Here is a 15,383-nt window from a genome sequence, read left to right on the forward strand (position 1 = left end):
GAACACCGAAGTGCGTCTCATCCCCACACTCCCCATGCGTGCATTGCCCTCCCCCATCCCCTCCCTTCGGAGGGGGCGATGTCGCGGGCCTCACTGGTAATCCCGAGTGCGCAGCTCTTACACGCTCACCCAGGAGATCCCCATGGTCCGTACCCCGCAAGTGGGCCCGAGCAAGAACCGGTGGCGCACCCGAGCCGGTCTGCTGTGCGCCGCCGCATCGCTGTTCGCCGCATCCCCCGCCGCAGCCCAGGCGCCCTCGTTCATCGAGTTCGAGAGCGCTCACGTGCGTCCGTTGGCCCTCTCTCCGGACGGGACGAAGCTGTTCGCCGTCAACACGCCGGACAACCGCCTGGAGGTCTTCAACGTCACCAGCGCGGGCCTGTCGCTCGCGGCGGAAGTGCCGGTGGGCCTGGAGCCCGTGTCCGTCGCCGTGCGCAACAACACCGAGGTCTGGGTGGTCAACCACCTGTCCGACAGCATCAGCGTGGTGAGCGTGAGCGGCACGCCGCACGTGGTGCGCACGCTGCTCGTGGGTGACGAGCCGCGCGACATCGTGTTCGCCGGCGCCAACGGCAATGCGTTCATCACCACCGCGCACCGGGGCCAGCAGCGCACGGATCCATCCATCGCCTCCGTGCCCGGCGCGGGGGACCCGCAGCTCACCACGCCGGGCGTGGGCCGCGCGGACATCTGGGTCTTCAACCCCGCGTCCCTGGGGGCGACGCTGGGAGGCACGCCCGTCCGCATCCTGACGCTCTTCGGCGACACGCCGCGAGGCCTCGCCGTCAGCCCGGACAAGAAGACGGTCTATGCGGCCATCGCGCAGTCCGGCAACCGGACGACGACCATCAACATGGACAGCGTGTGCAACGGCTTTGGCAGCGCGGGCGTGTGCCTGGTCCAGCCGGACTCGTTCCCGTGGGGCAACAACCTCTTCCTGGGCGGCCTGCCCGGCCCCTCCACGAACGCCCAGGGTGCGAAGGCGCCGGAGACGGGCCTCATCGTCAAATGGAACAGCGCCCTCAGCCGCTGGGAGGACACGCTCGGCCGCAACTGGAACAACGGCGTGCGCTTCAACCTGCCGGACAAGGACGTCTTCGCCATCGACGCGGACGGCCTGCAGCAGAAGGCGTTCTACACGGGCGTGGGCACCACCGTCTTCAACCTGGCCACCAACCCGCGGACGGGCGCGCTGTACGCGACCAACAGCGACGCCAACAACCACACCCGCTTCGAGGGCCCCGGCACCTTCGGCGGCAGCACGGTGCAGGGCAACATCGCGAAGATGCGCATCACCGTCATCAAGGGGACGACGGTGTCTCCGCGCCACCTGAACAAGCACATCGACTATTCGAAGCTGGCCGGCGCCCCCGGCTTTGACTCCACGGCGAAGAACCACAGCCTCTCCACGCCCACGGAGATGGCCATCTCCAGCGACGGCGCGAAGCTGTACGTGGCCGCGTTCAGCTCCAGCAAGGTCGGCGTGTTCGACACCGCGGCGCTGGAGGCGGACACCTTCAACCCCCGGACGGCGAGCGCCAACTACATCCCCGTGAGCGGCGGCGGCCCCAGCGGCCTGGTGCTGGACGAGACGCGCAACCGCCTCTACGTGATGACCCGCTTCGACAACGCGGTGAAGGTCATCGACCTGGCCACGAAGAGCCAGGTGGCCTCGGCGGCCCTCTTCAACCCCGAGCCCGCCTCCGTCGTGCAAGGCCGCCCGTTCCTCTACGACGCGAACTTCTCCTCGGCCAACGGAGAGGCCTCCTGCGCCAGCTGCCACATCTTTGGCGACAAGGACGAGCTCGCCTGGGACCTGGGCAACCCGGATGACGCGGTGACGACCAACGCCATCGACAAGCGGCTCGCGAGCAGCCTGGAGATTGGCGCGTTCCGACTGCTCACCGGCCACCCGAGCTCGGACGTCAACGGCACCGGCAACCAGAACTCCTTCCACCCGATGAAGGGGCCCATGACGACGCAGACCCTGCGCGGCATGTCCACCTCGGGCGCCATGCACTGGCGCGGGGACCGGTCGACGGGCTTCTTCGGCTCGGGTTCGTATGACGAAGCCCTGTCGTTCAAGAACTTCGTCGTCGCCTTCCCGGGGTTGCTCGGCCGCGTGGATCAGCCCACCGAGGCGGAGATGAACCAGTTCACGAACTACCAGCTCCAGGTGCAGCTGCCGCCCAACCCCATCCGCAAGCTGGACAACTCGCTCACGTCCACCCAGGCATCCGGCCGCGACTTCTACTTCGGCAGCCGCCGCGTGGACGGCCTGGCGATTGGCACCAACACCGGCTTCAACTGCAATGGCTGTCACACCATCGACGCCGCACAGGGCCACTTCGGCACCGACGGTCAGGCCAGCTTCGAGGGAATCAGCCAGATCATGAAGATTCCCCACGTGCGCAACATGTACACGAAGGTCGGCATGTTCGGCTTCCCGGACAGCAGCTTCTTCCAGCACTCGGAGACCGGCCCCACGGGCGACCAGATCCGCGGCTTCGGCTACACGCACGACGGCGCGGTGGACACGCTGTTCCGCTTCTTCAGCGCCATCGTCTTCTCCAACACCAGCATCGGCGGGCCGCTGGTGGGCTTCCGCAGCGACACCGACCGCCGCGAGGTGGAGGCCTACATGATGGCGGTGGACTCCGACCTGGCGCCCATCGTTGGACAGCAGGTGACGCTCACGTCGACGAACGCCTCCGCGGTGGGAGCGCGCATCGACCTGCTCATCGCCCGGGCGAAGGCGCCGTTCGTGTCGAAGATCCTCGGCGGCTCCACGTATGAGGCCGACCTGGTGGCGAAGGCCGCCATCGGCACGCGCGTGAAGGGCTTCCTCTTCGACCGCGGGGCCGGAACGTGGAAGCCGGACGACGGCACCGCCAACCTCACCACCACGGCCCTGCGCGCGCTGGCGAACACGCTGGGCCAGGAGGTGACCTTCACCGCGGTGCCTCCAGGCTCCGGCACGCGCATCGCGCTCGACCGGAACCTGGACGGCAGACTCGACGGTCAGTGATGGACTGAGGTGGATGGCCCCCTGCCCCGCCTCTCCGGTGCCACCCGGGGAGGTGGGGCTTTTTCGTGTCCGCTCTCAAATAACTGAGATGCCTGTCGGCACGGCTGCGAGTGCAGTTTAGGGAAAACGATGGGATGCCCATGGCCTGGCGGCTGCATCAGCGCCGGGACTCAATCCCAGGAGGATGCAGATGCGACTCACAGTTCCGTTGATGGTCCTCACCACGCTGCTGATGGCTTGTGGGGAGGTCCAGGTCTCTCTCGCCACGGACGCCACTGCGTATCGGCCCGGCGACACCGTCCAGCTCGAGCTGCGCAACGAGGGCACTCGCGAGGTGGGCTACAACCTCTGCACCGTGCGGCTCGAGCGCAGGGAGGACAGCGGGTGGGGCGCCACTCCGCACCTGAACGAGACCGAGGCATGTCAGCTCATGCTGCACACGCTGAAGGCCGGTGCCCGGGCCCATGGCACGCTGAGGCTCCCCGCGGAGTTGCCTGCCGGCGAGTACCGCATCGCGCACAACGTGGACACCCTCCGAACCGACTCCGACGGACGAACCGTCCAGGAGCAGGTGTTCAGCAATCCCTTCCGCATCGAGCCGTAATGATGCGGGCGGGTCGGCTCAGCGCGCCTGCGTGTTCAATTGCTCGACCATCAGGTCGATGAAGCGCCGCACCTTCGCCGGCAGGTGACGTCTGCTCGGGTAGAGCGCCATGATCGGGACGTGCTCTGTTTCACAGGACGGAAGCAGCGCCTTGAGCCGTCCGCTCGCCAGGTCTTCGTTGACCAGGAAGCCGGGAAGATAGGCGATGCCCAGCCCCGCGACGGCTGCGTCCCGGATCGCCTCGCCACTGTCGAGCCGCAGGCGGCTTCGTCCTTCCACCTTCACCGTGGCGCCGTCCTTCTGGCGCAGGTGCCAATGCTGCCGTCGCGTCCGGCTGCTGAAGACCAGACACTCATGCTCCGCCAGATCCTCCGGCGTGCCAGGTTCGCCGCGCGCCTCCAGGTAGGCGGGCGCCGCGCAGACGAACACCGGGGATCGGGCCACGGTCCGCGAAACCAGGCGCGTATCGGTGCTGGAGGCATTGATGCGCACTGCCAGGTCGTAGCCCTCCTCGATGATGTCCGAGACGCGGTCGGAGAAGCTCACCTCCGCCTGCACCTCGGGCCAGGTCCGCAGATAGTCCCGCAGCAAGGGAAGGACATGCAGTCTGCCGAACGCGGCGGGCAGCGTGAGCCGCAGCAACCCTCGGGAAGTCCCCGTGCGCTGCCCGACACTCGCTTCCGCGTCGTCCAGGGCCGCGAGGACCTGCAGGCAGTGCTCATGAAAGACACGGCCCTCGTCGGTGAGGCTCAGCTGGCGTGTGGTGCGATTGAGCAGGCGCACCCCCAGGCGGGACTCCAACCGGGCCAAGGCCTTGCCCGCCGCCGAGCGCGTCAGGCCGAGCGCCTCTCCGCCGCCCACGAAGCTGCCCGCGTCCACGACGGACATGAAGGCGAAGATCTCATCCAGGTGGGCGCGTTTCATCGAGGGCGCTCGATTGTAGCAACCGCGTCGCGGCAGAGGGGAACGCTGTTCGTCAATGGGCCCGGTATACGAGTCCGGCACTCACCTCTCCCTGGAGATCACCCATGCCCGTGACCCTGCTCAACCCCGACGGAATCATGAAGCCCGACGTGTACCGGCAGGTGGCCATCGCCACCGGCACCCGGCAGGTGCACATCGCGGGACAGGTCGCGTACGACGCGGAGGGCCAGTTGGTCGCTCGCGGCGACCTGGCCGGACAGGTGGCGCAAGCCTACCGCAACGTCGCCATCGCCCTCGCGGCCGCCGGGGCGACGTTCGACGACGTCGTCCGGCTGACGTTCTACGTGGTCGACTGGAAGCGCGAAGCGATGCCTGACTTCCTCGCCGGCATCGAGCAGGCCGCCAGGGAGCTGCGGATCTCGCCAGCGCCGGCCTCGCTGATCGGGGTCTCGGTGCTTTACGAGCCGGGCGTCCTTGTGGAGATCGAAGCCACGGCCATCGTGGGCTGAGCCGCTTCCCGCTTCAGGGGTCACCCGGACCGGCGGCGCCGCGACCTGGATCTCGGGTGTGGCGGCTTCTCGCGCGGCGGCTTGACGACCTTGGGGGCCACGGGCGTGCGGGCGAGGTGGAGCATCTGGTAGAGGCTCAGCAGCATCATCGTCACCGCGCGGGATGCATCCGGGGTGGAGGACTTCTCCTCCCCCGTGTCCTTCGGGACAAAGGGACGCCAGGTCTCCTCCAGCTGGATCCGGAGCCGCAGGTGCTCTCCGGTGATGCGCAGCCGCTGGAGCTTCGCGCCGGGAGGAAGGCGCACGGCCGCCCGGGCCCGGTCGAGTGACAGCGCCGCGAGCCGCGGGTGCCGCTTCTCCTTCACTCGCAGCCGGGCCTCCAGGAACAGCGCATCGTTTTCCTTGATCCGCGTGCGCCGCCGGGGCCCGTTGGGTCCACGGTCGCTGACCCGGACCCGGCGTCGCTCCACCGCGCTCAGCCGCAGGTGCGAGCCATCCGCCAGCCGCGTTTCCAACGTGAGCCACGGGTCCAACACATCCGGCGGAGCCGTCTTGATGCGCTTGAGGACATACAGGCTCGAACCAGGCCCCTGGGGACGGGGGTCGGGACGAAGCCGCAGGCGCACAGGCGTATCCGGCGCGAGGTCCGCCTTGAGGCGCTGAAGCACCCGGACCACCAGCTCCGGCCGGCGGCCCGGATAGTCGCCAGCATGCCCGGGCACGCGAAAGCGGGTGGAGAACATCCCGCGAATCCCCAATGCGGCCGCCAGCCCGAGCCCCAGGACTCCCGCCACGACGGACAGCGGGCCTTCGACAGTGCCAGCAATCCCGATGCACAGGACGACGCCCCCCAGCGGCGCCAGGGACCGCGCCCCGGACATCAGGCGGTGCTTGAAGCGACGGGCCTGCTGGGCCGCGGGGAGCGCGCGCAGGGCACTCTCCACGCCTGACAGGGGGCCTTCTACCGCCAGGGCATCCAGCGCCGGGTCAATGCCATCCGAAGCCGCCAAGGGGCCCCTCCTTCCAACATGGACATGTTCGGGAGCAGCCATGCTAGCCGATATGCTGGGGGCCCATGAGCCCCTCTCCCCCACAGGATGAAGCTGGAGCCCACCGCGACGGCTACGCCCGGCGCGTCGGATTGTTCTCGGGGGTGATGCTCGTCATTGGCGGCATCATCGGGTCGGGCATCTTCCTCAACCCGGCCATCGTCGCGCAGCGCGTTTACACACCCGCGCTCACCCTGGCCGTGTGGCTGCTCGGCGGAGTCGTGGCGCTCATTGGCGCCTTCATCTACGGGGAGCTGGGTCAGCGCATCCCCAGGGCGGGCGGCAGCTATGTCTACCTGCGGGATGCCTTTGGTCCCCTGCCCGCGTTCCTCAATGCGTGGGGATTGATGCTGATGATCGCCACCGGGGCCATCGCCGCGGTGGCCGTCACCTTCGCCAACTACACGCTCGCGCTCACCGGCCTGGGGCCCGGCTTCCGCTTCCCCCTCGCCGTCGGCGCCATCCTCCTGCTCTCCGGGGTGAACTACTTCGGCGTGCGGTCCGGGACGCTCACGCAGAACGTCTTCACCGTGCTCAAGCTGCTGGCGCTCGCGGTGCTCGTGGGCGCAGGGCTCCTGCTCGAAAGCGCCCATCCTGCCGCGGTGGAGGTCGTGGCCGCTCCGGTGGCGCCCGACTCCCTCGTGCTCGCGCTGGGGGCGGCGCTCGTCCCGGTGCTGTTCAGCTACGGCGGCTGGCAGCAGACGAACTTCGTGGCCGAGGAGATGGTCGACCCCGAGCGCAACCTGCCGCGCGCCCTGCTGCTCGGCGTCATCGGCGTGGTGACGGTGTACCTGCTCGCGAACCTCACCTACCTGCGCACGCTCGGCGCGGTGGGGCTCGCGGCGAGCAGCGCTCCGGCGGCGGACGCGCTCGGCCAGCTCATCGGGCCCGCGGGCCGCACGTTCATCACCCTGGGCGTGGCGCTCTCCACCTTCGGGTTCCTCAACCTCGTCATCCTGGTATCTCCGCGCGTCTACCAGGCCATGGCGGCGGATGGACTGTTCTTCCCGTGGATGGCCCGGCTGCACCCGCGCTACCGCACGCCCTCCAACGCCATCCTCTTCCAGGCGGCCTGGGCCATCCTCCTCACGGGCACGGGCACGTACGGCGAGCTGCTCGATTACGTCGTCTTCGCCGACTGGCTCATCTTCGGCGCCACGGCCGCGACGCTGTTCGTCTACCGCGCACGCGAACGGCAGGGGCTGGTGCCTCGCGCCGCGTACCGGGTGCCCGGATATCCCATCACCCCGCTCCTCTTCATCGCGGCGGCGCTGTACGTCCTGCTGGGCTCCACGGCCTCCAACCCGCTCAACGCGCTCAAGGGCACGTTGCTGTTTGGCGCGGGCGTGCCCGTGTTCTTGTTCTGGCGCCGGCGCACCCGGCGGCCAGAGACTCCGCCGGCCCTGGGCGCGCCTTGATGGGAGGCCCGGCGATCCATCGCGATCGCCAGGCGCCCCGGTTCACGCTCGCGACTCAGCTCTCGACGGCGGCGGACTGCTCAGCGGCCGGGTTCTGCTCGCTGCACACCAGCGAGGAGGCATTGGCCTGCTGGACCGCTTCCGGAGTCGCCGGGGCGGAGGAGTCGCTGGAGCCGCCAATGCCATCCACGCAGCCCCAGAACATCGCGTTCTCGGCGCACGTGGTCGTGCGTCCCCAGACATCACAGACCATGCTGCAGGGCCTTTCATAACAGATGTCTTCGCACTGGGGCTTCGCGGCCAGGGCCGCCGCGGGCGAAAGGGAAACAACAGCCAGGACCGCCAGGAGGGACTTCTGCAGCGTGCGCATGCGTGCTCCGTCTGAGAAGAACTGCCCCACCAGTGTATGATGTTGTTTGACTACAAATACAACACGTATTCGTTTTGCTCTCAGCCGCTCAACGACATCGGGGAGCTGACGGAAGCCTGCGGCTGATTGTGCCCATTGCGTCTTCCCCCCCCGCTCGCCTGCCTACCCGGCGAGCGGGGGCACGCCGAACCCAGGTGGCGTGTAGGGGCAGACCCGTGGAAAACCCCTAGCCGGGCCTCCAACGCAATGTGCAACACCGTCCGGACGCAATCGTCCGCGCCCACAGGAATAGCCTGATTTGCTCGTTCTGATTTGCAGTTAAATCAAGACCAGTGGTAGGAAGTCCTCGGCTTCGGCCAACCCCACACAATCAATTCAGGAGTAGTCCATGACGAGGAACGTGAAGCGTTTCCTGGCCGCCTCCCTGTTGTCCCTCGCGCCGTCGGTTGCCTTTGCCGCTCCGGCCGACCTCGGGTTCCCCGACTACCTGTCCCAGCGCGACGAGTACGTCAGCGTTCGCGAGGGCGCGGTTGAAATTGCCCAGGTGAAGGGCGGCGCCTCCATTGGCCCGGCCCTGGAGAACTTCTTCGTCTCCAACCAGAGCGGCGCCACCATCTCCCTGGGCCTCCAGACCGTGAACGGCACGTTCAACGGCGTGTTCTCGCCCTATCCCGTGCCCACCGCCACCCTGGGCGGGTTCCAGATCAACGCCCCCGCGCCGGCCCCGTCGTTCTCCCAGCAGTACTACTGGACGGTCAACCCGTCGGCCCCGTCCACCTCGAAGACCTGTGTCTGGCGCGTGGACATCGCCGACAACGCCGGGACCTGCACCGCGACGGTCTATTACGGCACCTATGGCGGCGCCATCTGCGCCGTCGACACCATCAACTCCATCATCGACGTGAACACCTGCCAGGCGCAGATCGTCACCATCATGCAGTGACGTGAGCGTCACGCCGCCCGGGGCCGCTTCATGAGGCCTCGGGCGGTGCGGGGTCAATCGCGACATCCTGGAGCGCAATGACAGCTCTGGAGATGATCCAGCCGGCCGTGGCAAGATTCGCTGGGTCCTCGCCCCAGAGAAGACATGCGCCGAGCTGACATAGCCCTGCTGCCGTTGCTGTGTGCCGTCCCGTCGTTCCAGCAGGCCCAAGCGAAAGAAATACCGGCCCGCGTCCGCGACCTGACTCCCGGAACGCTGTCGGGTTCTCCCTCGACGTTCACGTCCATGGGGAACGCCCGGTTCTTCTTCGCGAACACCCACGGCCGCATCGACGTCTGGAGGTCGGATGGCACGACCCTGGGCACGGTGAGCGTGTCCAATCCACAGTCAGCCAACACGGGCCAGGAGCCCGGATGTCTCCCACTGGGCCCCGCCGTGGGTGGACGCGCCCGACCACTTCACCGGTCTGGGCAACACCGCCTGCTTCGGCGCCAGCAGCGTGCGAAGCGACGCGGGGGACCATCCTGTCCGGTGTGCCCAACGGCCCCCTGCTCTTCGCGGAGGAGGCTCCCGGAGGCCACGGTGGGGCGGCGCCTGCCCGAACCGAAGGGGCCGGGCAATACCTCTTGAGGGTGAGGGACAGGTTTTCAGCACATCGCTATGGATGAGCGGTCGCGACGTACAAACCCGCAGGGTTGCCCCAGGAGGGTGGATGTTCAGTCCCATGAATCGCACTGCCGACGGGATCAAGGACCGGGCCCTCTTGGCCCTCAACAGCACGCTGCTCCTCCCCCAGGCCCTCGATGCCGTACGCGCCCCCTTCCTCGAGCTCGTCCAGGCCGACGCCATGGCGCTGTGCCTCATGCACGTCGCGCCCAACGCGGACTTCCGGTGGTTCGTTCCGGGCCACCCGCTCCGCATCCTCGATGAGTATGCCAGCCTGATTGACCATGACTTCCTCCGGGCCCCCATCTTCGCCCGGCCCAACGTGCCCGTCCGCGACACGCAACTCCTCACCCGCGGAGAGTATGAGCGAACGCTCATCTACCAACGCAGCCGGGAGCTGGATCCATGCCTGGAACACATCATGGCCATGCTCCTCCCCGTCCGCCCCGGTCTGGTCGCCGCCCTCGCGCTCTACCGGAACCGGCAACGCGCCTTCACCACCCACAACTCCGCCGTCCTCTCCAACTTCGCCCCGCACCTCGTGAACGCCGTGCGCAACTGCGGTGACTTCCAGACCCTCATGACCGGTGCCAGCCTCCTCGATGAGCTCTACCGCCGCACCGACTCCGCCTTCCTGATCGTGGAGTCTTCCTTCGAGGAGGCGCTCCGCTCCGACTCCGCCGTCGCCCTCCTGGATCGGTGGTTCGCCCGCTCGGACCTCCACTCCTCCGGGCTCCCGCTCGTCCTCAAGGAGCGGTTGGACGCCTTGATTCGCATGGACGCGGACGCGCGGCTCGGCAAGAGCCAATGGGTCCTCAACCATGACGATGGCAACCGCACGTGCCGGTTCGTTGAGCTGCCCACCGCTGACGGCCCCCGGCGATGGGCCCTCCTGCTGAACGAGACGCCCCACTCCATCCCGCTCCCCGCGGAGATGAAGAGCAAGCTCACGCCCCAGCAGGTCACCATCGCGACGTTCCTGCTCCGCAACTGGACCAACGAGCAGATCGCCAGTGAGATTGGCCGAACCCATCTGACCGTGAAGACCCACGTGCGGAACATCTTCGACAGGCTGGGCATCGACAGCCGCGCGGACCTCATCTACCAGGCCGCGCGCCTCAACAAGCCTGTCTGAGAAATTCGAACGCAAGGGTAGACGCCTCCCGTAGGGCCAGGGCTCGAACGGGAGGCTCTCCCAGCTTGCGTGTGTTTGTCTCTACCTCGTGTGGGGGTGGCCGGCGGTGGCGGCCTCGCGGAAGATGCGCGGGTAGACGCTCCGGGCGACCCGGGCGGAGAAGAGGATGGCCTCCTGGTCCTCCGGGTCCGTCAGCGGCGTCAGGATCTTCTGCATCTCCGCCACGTGGCCCCCGTCCAGCGCGCCGTGGCTGCGCAGGAACGTGACGGACTTGCGGATGTTGGGGATGGTGGACACCGCCTGCAGCCGCTCCGCCCACACGCCCGCCCGCGTCTGCGACAGGTACTCCAGCGCGTACGCGGTCCCCAGCACCGCCGTCGGCACGCCCGAGAGCGACGTGAAGAAGTTCCACCCCGTGTAGGCATCCACCGCGGGGTTGTGCGCCGCCGCCTCCACCTGCGCCTCCGGGACGCCCAGGTTCTTCAGGTCCGTCAGCAACCAGATGTCGTGTCCCCGCTCCTCCTCCCCCTTCTGGATCAACAGCTTCGCCAGCTCCGGGTGCCGGCCCAGCCGGTTCAGCCGGTGGCCCGCCTCGGCGAGGATGGGGGTGCTCCAGCGGGCGTAGTGATACGTCTGGACGAGGTAGTGGATGTAGCCCTCCACGTCGAGGGTGCCGTCGAGGAGGCCGCGGGCGTCCGGGTGCGCATCCACCGCCGCCACCAGCCCCCGCGCCTCTTCGTCCAGCGCCGCCAGCCAATTCGTTGCCGTCTGCTGCTCCGTCTGGGTTTGCACGTACGTCTCCTGTCCGGGGCCTTTCGGGCTCCCGGTTGTTGCGTGTGGAAGGTGAAGGGAAGGAAGGAACGGCCCCGGCCTAGGCGGCGGGGCTCACACCGAACTCCAGCGCGTGGAAGCGCGCCAGGCTGTCCGCGGGGATTTCATCCAGCGCCATGACGAGCGGCAGCGTGAACCACTGGAAGTACGCGTCGTAGAGCGGCTCCGAGATGAAGCGAGCCCCCATCGTGCTGGCGAAGAGCGAGGGCGACCGGGGCAGCCGCAGTCCGTCCAGCTGCCCCTGCTCCGCCCTGGCCCGCTCCTCGGGCGTATAGAAGCGGTTGCGGGGATGCACCGGCGCCTGCCACGGGTCGGGCACGTCCACCCGCCAGCGAGGGCTGAGCCATCCGCGGCTGGCCGCCACCTGCCACGACAGCAGCGCGTCCTCGGGCGAGTCCGTCTCCAGGTTCGCGGACGCAATCCAGTGCGTCACCCCGCGCCGCCGGCTCTCCGTGTACATGGCCGTCTGCAGCCACGTGACGGCCTCCGTGCGGCGCCACTTCGGCAGCACGCAGAAGCGCGAGGGCTCCGCGAACGACATGCCCGGCTGGATGACCCTGGAGAGGTCCACCCGCTGCGCCATCTCCAGCCCCACCGTCCCGCCCAGGTTCGCCGCCACCTCCGCGTTGGGCAGCGCCACCCGCATGGTCGCCACGGCCTCCGAGCCGGCATGGACGAGCAGGTGCACCGTGGTGTCGAGCGTGTCGATGCAGGTCATCTCCCGCCGCGACACCGACCACTGCGCGTGCAGCAATCCCATCTCTCCGCCAAAGACGGCCCAGCGGATGCGAGCCACGTCATCGAGATCCCGCTGTGTGGTGGCAACACGCCAGCGCCAGTGAATGCAGCTCATGGGTCCTCTCCCGGTAGGGAAACGGGCCGGTGTCTCACCGCCCTCACACGTTATTTCGTCGCGGGTGACCCGAGTTCGAGCGCGGATTCGACTACGCTGAAACATGCGGCCGGGAGCATGGGGCCCTGACCGCGACGGATGGGGGCATCGAGGATGAGCGCGGTCGCAGCGGGAGTGTGTCTGCTGGTGGAGCTGGGGCTGGGCGTGGCGCTGCTGGTCGGCACCTTCTTCACCCTCGCCTTCAGCAGCGAGTCGTACCGGCACTCCGCCACGCCGCTGCATCAGGCGTTGAACGGGCTGGCCTTCGTGCTCGCGGTGCTCCCCCTGCTCCTCACCCTCTGGGTCGGCTGGCGGCGCTTCCTGTCGGACCGCCCGTTCGACTCGCTCCCGCTGGGGATGGGCCTGCCCATGGTGGCGCTGGTCGCGTGCGCCGTCACCGCCGCCCTGGCCATCATGGGGGGCGAGTGGTCGACGTCGCGTCACCGCGCACGGCAGGAGCTGGAGGCGCGGCTCGCGCTGCGCGCGGCGGTCGAAGGAGGCGCGTCGGACAAGGCGTGCGACCTGGTGGCCGCGGATCCGCGCGCTTCGGCCGAGGACATGCGCCGGTGCCGCGAGTTCATCGAGTCCCGCCCCGACGCCGAGGCCCGCTGGACGGAGCTCGCGAAGTTCGCCGACTCGCGGGGCGGCTTCAACACCTGGCACCTGGGGCAGACGGGGCTCGCGCCGGACTGGGAATGGGGCAGGACGGTGCCGGTCATCCGGTATGACCAGGAGTGGTTCCTCCGCACGTTCTATGAAACGTGGCTGGCCCGGAGACAGGACCTGCCGACCCTGGAGGACCTGGGCGGGTTGCAGCTGGCGCTCCAGAGCAGCACCCGCTACCTGGGCTGGGATGCCCGGGCCGTGGAGACCCTCCGCACCCAGGTGCTCCCCACGCTGAGCGCGCGGCTGGAGGCCCAGGAGCCCCGCCTGCGCGCCCTGCCGGGCATGGACCCCTGGGTGCTGGACGCGATTCGAGACCGCATCCAGAGCCTCCAGACGAAGCCTGACGACGGCGTGGAGCCGCTGCCCCCGTTGCCGGGAACGCCGTCGCCGGGAGACGTCGGCGTGGCGCGGATGGACGACACGGGCGCGCTGGACCTGTGGCTGCGCGCCACGCCCACCTCGGGGAACTTCGGAGACGTCTACGTGCGCCGGGCGTCGTACGACAGCGAGTACGAGAAGTGGCTGAAGTACCTGGGGCCGCTGCGTCCCGGAGAGCTCCGGTTCATCCCCGCGCCCTGAGCCTCAGCGCAGCTTGCCGGCGAGCAGCTCGCGCATGCTCACCGGCTCACGCCCGAGCAGCTGCCGCAGCGTGGGGTCGACCGCCGCGAACTCGCCGTCGCGGCTCGCGCGGTAGAGGCCGAGCGAGATGCCGACCACGGGCGCGGGCATGCCGCTCGCCACGAGCTTCGCGCGCATCTCGTCCTCCGACACGGTGCTTCGACGGATGGAACGTCCGAGGATGCCGGACGCGATGTCACACAGCTCCCCGAAGTCGAGCGCCTGCGACGCCGTGAGCGGCGGCGTCGGCCCGTCAAACCGCCCCTCGTTCGTGAGGATGACCGCCGCCGCCTCCGCGAGGTCTCCGTGCGTGGTCCAGGAGACCTTCCCGTCCGCTGGGGCCTCGAACACGCCCGATGACAGGGCCCGCTCCAGCAGGAACGCCGCGCTCGAGGCGTAGAAGCCATTGCGAAGCGAGGTCCACGCCACACCGGACTCCGCAAGCATCTGCTCCGTCGCCGCGTGGTCGAGCATCGGTGGAAACGCCGACGTACGGCTCGCGCCCATGTGGCTCGTGTAGACGATGCGCCGCGCGCCGGCGGACCGCGCGGCGTCGATGGCGGAGCGATGCTGGGCCAGGGGATCGCCCCCATGCGCGGCCGCGTTCGACGAGACCATCAGCACCTGGGTCGCGCCCTCGAAGGCATGCGCGAGGCTCTTCGGCTCCGCGAAGTCCCCGCTCCGCACCCGGACGCCGCGTGCCTCCAGGTCCTGGGCCTTCTGGACGTCCCGAACGCTGACGGCGACCCGGTCCACCGGGACGCGGGCGATGAGCTTCTCCACGATGAGGCGGCCAAGCTGCCCCGTTGCTCCGGTCACGACGATCATCGAGCGTCCCTCTTCCTTATCGACGGAAACAAAATCGAGATACCGACGATAACGTAGCGGCCGCTATCGCCGTTATCAAGCGTTCGTTACCGACGTTCCGGAAGCCGCGTGTTAAGTCAGGCGCATGAAGGACCGGGAGAAGGTCACCGCCGAAGACGCCGAGGGCCCCGATACGCGTGCGCGCATCCTGGCGGCCGCCGCGGACCTCATCGCCTCTGGAGGACCCGACGCAGCGACCACGCGTGCCGTCGCCGCCGCGGCAGGCGTGCAGGCACCCACGCTCTACCGGCTCTTCGGCGACAAGCACGGGCTCCTATCGGCCGTCGTCGAGCACGAGCTGACGAGCTACGTGGCGAAGAAGGCCGCGCGCAAGCCGCACCCGGATCCGCTTCAGGACCTGCGGATGGGCTGGGACATGCACGTCGCGTTTGGACTCAGCCATCCAGGGCTGTTCGCGCTCATGTGCAGCGACCTGGAGCCAGCACCGCAATCCTCCGTGGTCGGCACGGGGAATGAGGTCCTGCGGCGCCGCATCCGGAACATCGCGCTCGCGGGCCGCCTGCGGGTCAGTGAAGAGCGGGCGCTCGGCCTCGTGTCGTCCATGTGCAACGGCGCCGTGCTCACGCTCCTGCGCCAGCCCGAAGGGCAACGCGACCTCGGACTGTCCGAGGCCGCGCGAGAGACGGTCATGGCCGCCATCTCCAGCGAGACGGCGCCTCCGGCGAATACGGAGGTCCGTTCAGCGGCCACCACGCTGCGAGCCTCCCTGGACCGGCTCACCGTCCTGACCCCAGGCGAAAGCGCGCTGTTGAGCGAACTGCTGGCGCGCATCACTGACGCTGGGTGATAGGTCGCGCCGTCAGGTAGGGGCCGGAAGCCGCCGGTCCCCCACCTGGAAGGAT

General features: G+C 68.7%; 14 protein-coding genes. 8 read left to right on the forward strand and 6 right to left on the reverse strand.

Going from position 1 to position 15,383, the window contains the following annotated elements; all coding sequences use genetic code 11:
* The first annotated feature begins 142 nt into the window (after positions 1–142).
* Entirely contained in the window at positions 143–3,028 is a 2,886-nt protein-coding gene (locus D7Y15_RS01600) for a YncE family protein (RefSeq protein WP_121751497.1), read from the forward strand.
* Between the two features lie 190 nt (positions 3,029–3,218).
* Positions 3,219–3,632, forward strand: a complete 414-nt coding sequence (locus D7Y15_RS01605; protein ID WP_147451995.1) for an immunoglobulin-like domain-containing protein — start codon at positions 3,219–3,221, stop codon at positions 3,630–3,632.
* An 18-nt stretch (positions 3,633–3,650) separates the two neighbouring features.
* Here D7Y15_RS01605 and D7Y15_RS01610 read toward each other — a convergent pair whose 3' ends face one another.
* Positions 3,651–4,556, reverse strand: a complete 906-nt coding sequence (locus D7Y15_RS01610; protein ID WP_121751498.1) for a LysR family transcriptional regulator — start codon at positions 4,554–4,556, stop codon at positions 3,651–3,653.
* A 104-nt stretch (positions 4,557–4,660) separates the two neighbouring features.
* On the opposite strand from D7Y15_RS01610, the gene D7Y15_RS01615 reads away from it, so the two are divergent.
* Positions 4,661–5,065, forward strand: a complete 405-nt coding sequence (locus tag D7Y15_RS01615; protein ID WP_121751499.1) for a RidA family protein — start codon at positions 4,661–4,663, stop codon at positions 5,063–5,065.
* A gap of 20 nt (positions 5,066–5,085) precedes the next feature.
* On the opposite strand, the gene D7Y15_RS01620 is transcribed toward D7Y15_RS01615, so the two are convergent.
* A complete protein-coding gene (locus tag D7Y15_RS01620; protein WP_121751500.1) occupies positions 5,086–6,075 on the reverse strand; it encodes a hypothetical protein in 990 nt (329 codons plus the stop codon).
* Between the two features lie 65 nt (positions 6,076–6,140).
* Here D7Y15_RS01620 and D7Y15_RS01625 point away from each other — a divergent pair, with 65 nt between their 5' ends.
* Positions 6,141–7,532 carry an APC family permease gene (locus tag D7Y15_RS01625; RefSeq protein ID WP_121751501.1) on the forward strand — a complete coding sequence of 464 codons (1,392 nt, stop codon included), beginning with the start codon at positions 6,141–6,143 and terminating at the stop codon, positions 7,530–7,532.
* 55 nt (positions 7,533–7,587) lie between these two features.
* On the opposite strand, the gene D7Y15_RS01630 is transcribed toward D7Y15_RS01625, so the two are convergent.
* Positions 7,588–7,902 (reverse strand): hypothetical protein, encoded by a 315-nt coding sequence (locus tag D7Y15_RS01630; RefSeq protein ID WP_121751502.1) that lies wholly within the window; start codon positions 7,900–7,902, stop codon positions 7,588–7,590.
* A 388-nt stretch (positions 7,903–8,290) separates the two neighbouring features.
* Between D7Y15_RS01630 and D7Y15_RS01635 the strand changes: the two genes are divergently transcribed.
* The gene (locus D7Y15_RS01635) at positions 8,291–8,845 is read left to right on the forward strand and encodes a hypothetical protein (RefSeq protein WP_121751503.1); all 555 of its coding nucleotides are present in this window, start codon (positions 8,291–8,293) and stop codon (positions 8,843–8,845) included.
* A gap of 724 nt (positions 8,846–9,569) precedes the next feature.
* On the forward strand, positions 9,570–10,646 hold the full coding sequence (locus D7Y15_RS01640) for a LuxR C-terminal-related transcriptional regulator (protein WP_233596721.1): 1,077 nt from the start codon (positions 9,570–9,572) through the stop codon (positions 10,644–10,646).
* Positions 10,647–10,727: 81 nt separating this feature from the next.
* On the opposite strand, the gene D7Y15_RS01645 is transcribed toward D7Y15_RS01640, so the two are convergent.
* Complete coding sequence (locus D7Y15_RS01645) at positions 10,728–11,438, reverse strand: iron-containing redox enzyme family protein (RefSeq protein ID WP_121751504.1); 711 nt, start codon at positions 11,436–11,438, stop codon at positions 10,728–10,730.
* Positions 11,439–11,517: 79 nt separating this feature from the next.
* A complete protein-coding gene (locus D7Y15_RS01650; RefSeq protein ID WP_121751505.1) occupies positions 11,518–12,330 on the reverse strand; it encodes a GNAT family N-acyltransferase in 813 nt (270 codons plus the stop codon).
* A gap of 153 nt (positions 12,331–12,483) precedes the next feature.
* Here D7Y15_RS01650 and D7Y15_RS01655 point away from each other — a divergent pair, with 153 nt between their 5' ends.
* Complete coding sequence (locus tag D7Y15_RS01655; RefSeq protein WP_126933963.1) at positions 12,484–13,614, forward strand: hypothetical protein; 1,131 nt, start codon at positions 12,484–12,486, stop codon at positions 13,612–13,614.
* A gap of 3 nt (positions 13,615–13,617) precedes the next feature.
* On the opposite strand, the gene D7Y15_RS01660 is transcribed toward D7Y15_RS01655, so the two are convergent.
* Positions 13,618–14,481, reverse strand: a complete 864-nt coding sequence (locus tag D7Y15_RS01660) for an SDR family oxidoreductase (protein WP_121751507.1) — start codon at positions 14,479–14,481, stop codon at positions 13,618–13,620.
* A 124-nt stretch (positions 14,482–14,605) separates the two neighbouring features.
* On the opposite strand from D7Y15_RS01660, the gene D7Y15_RS01665 reads away from it, so the two are divergent.
* On the forward strand, positions 14,606–15,328 hold the full coding sequence (locus tag D7Y15_RS01665) for a TetR/AcrR family transcriptional regulator (protein WP_121751508.1): 723 nt from the start codon (positions 14,606–14,608) through the stop codon (positions 15,326–15,328).
* The last annotated feature ends 55 nt before the right edge of the window (positions 15,329–15,383 follow it).

The sequence above is a fragment of the Corallococcus sp. AB030 genome, assembly GCF_003668965.1.
GTDB classification, from domain to species: Bacteria; Myxococcota; Myxococcia; order Myxococcales; family Myxococcaceae; genus Corallococcus; species Corallococcus exiguus.

What these genes read in the sequence shown, in the direction of transcription:
- D7Y15_RS01600 (WP_121751497.1), top strand. Translation starts at nt 143, where the DNA reads ATGGTCCGTACCCCGCAAGTGGGCCCGAGCAAGAACCGGTGGCGCACC.
- D7Y15_RS01605 (WP_147451995.1), top strand. Translation starts at nt 3,219, where the DNA reads ATGCGACTCACAGTTCCGTTGATGGTCCTCACCACGCTGCTGATGGCT.
- D7Y15_RS01610 (WP_121751498.1), bottom strand. Translation starts at nt 4,556, where the DNA reads ATGAAACGCGCCCACCTGGATGAGATCTTCGCCTTCATGTCCGTCGTG.
- D7Y15_RS01615 (WP_121751499.1), top strand. Translation starts at nt 4,661, where the DNA reads ATGCCCGTGACCCTGCTCAACCCCGACGGAATCATGAAGCCCGACGTG.
- D7Y15_RS01625 (WP_121751501.1), top strand. Translation starts at nt 6,141, where the DNA reads ATGAGCCCCTCTCCCCCACAGGATGAAGCTGGAGCCCACCGCGACGGC.
- D7Y15_RS01630 (WP_121751502.1), bottom strand. Translation starts at nt 7,902, where the DNA reads ATGCGCACGCTGCAGAAGTCCCTCCTGGCGGTCCTGGCTGTTGTTTCC.
- D7Y15_RS01635 (WP_121751503.1), top strand. Translation starts at nt 8,291, where the DNA reads ATGACGAGGAACGTGAAGCGTTTCCTGGCCGCCTCCCTGTTGTCCCTC.
- D7Y15_RS01640 (WP_233596721.1), top strand. Translation starts at nt 9,570, where the DNA reads ATGAATCGCACTGCCGACGGGATCAAGGACCGGGCCCTCTTGGCCCTC.
- D7Y15_RS01650 (WP_121751505.1), bottom strand. Translation starts at nt 12,330, where the DNA reads ATGAGCTGCATTCACTGGCGCTGGCGTGTTGCCACCACACAGCGGGAT.
- D7Y15_RS01655 (WP_126933963.1), top strand. Translation starts at nt 12,484, where the DNA reads ATGAGCGCGGTCGCAGCGGGAGTGTGTCTGCTGGTGGAGCTGGGGCTG.
- D7Y15_RS01660 (WP_121751507.1), bottom strand. Translation starts at nt 14,481, where the DNA reads ATGATCGTCGTGACCGGAGCAACGGGGCAGCTTGGCCGCCTCATCGTG.
- D7Y15_RS01665 (WP_121751508.1), top strand. Translation starts at nt 14,606, where the DNA reads ATGAAGGACCGGGAGAAGGTCACCGCCGAAGACGCCGAGGGCCCCGAT.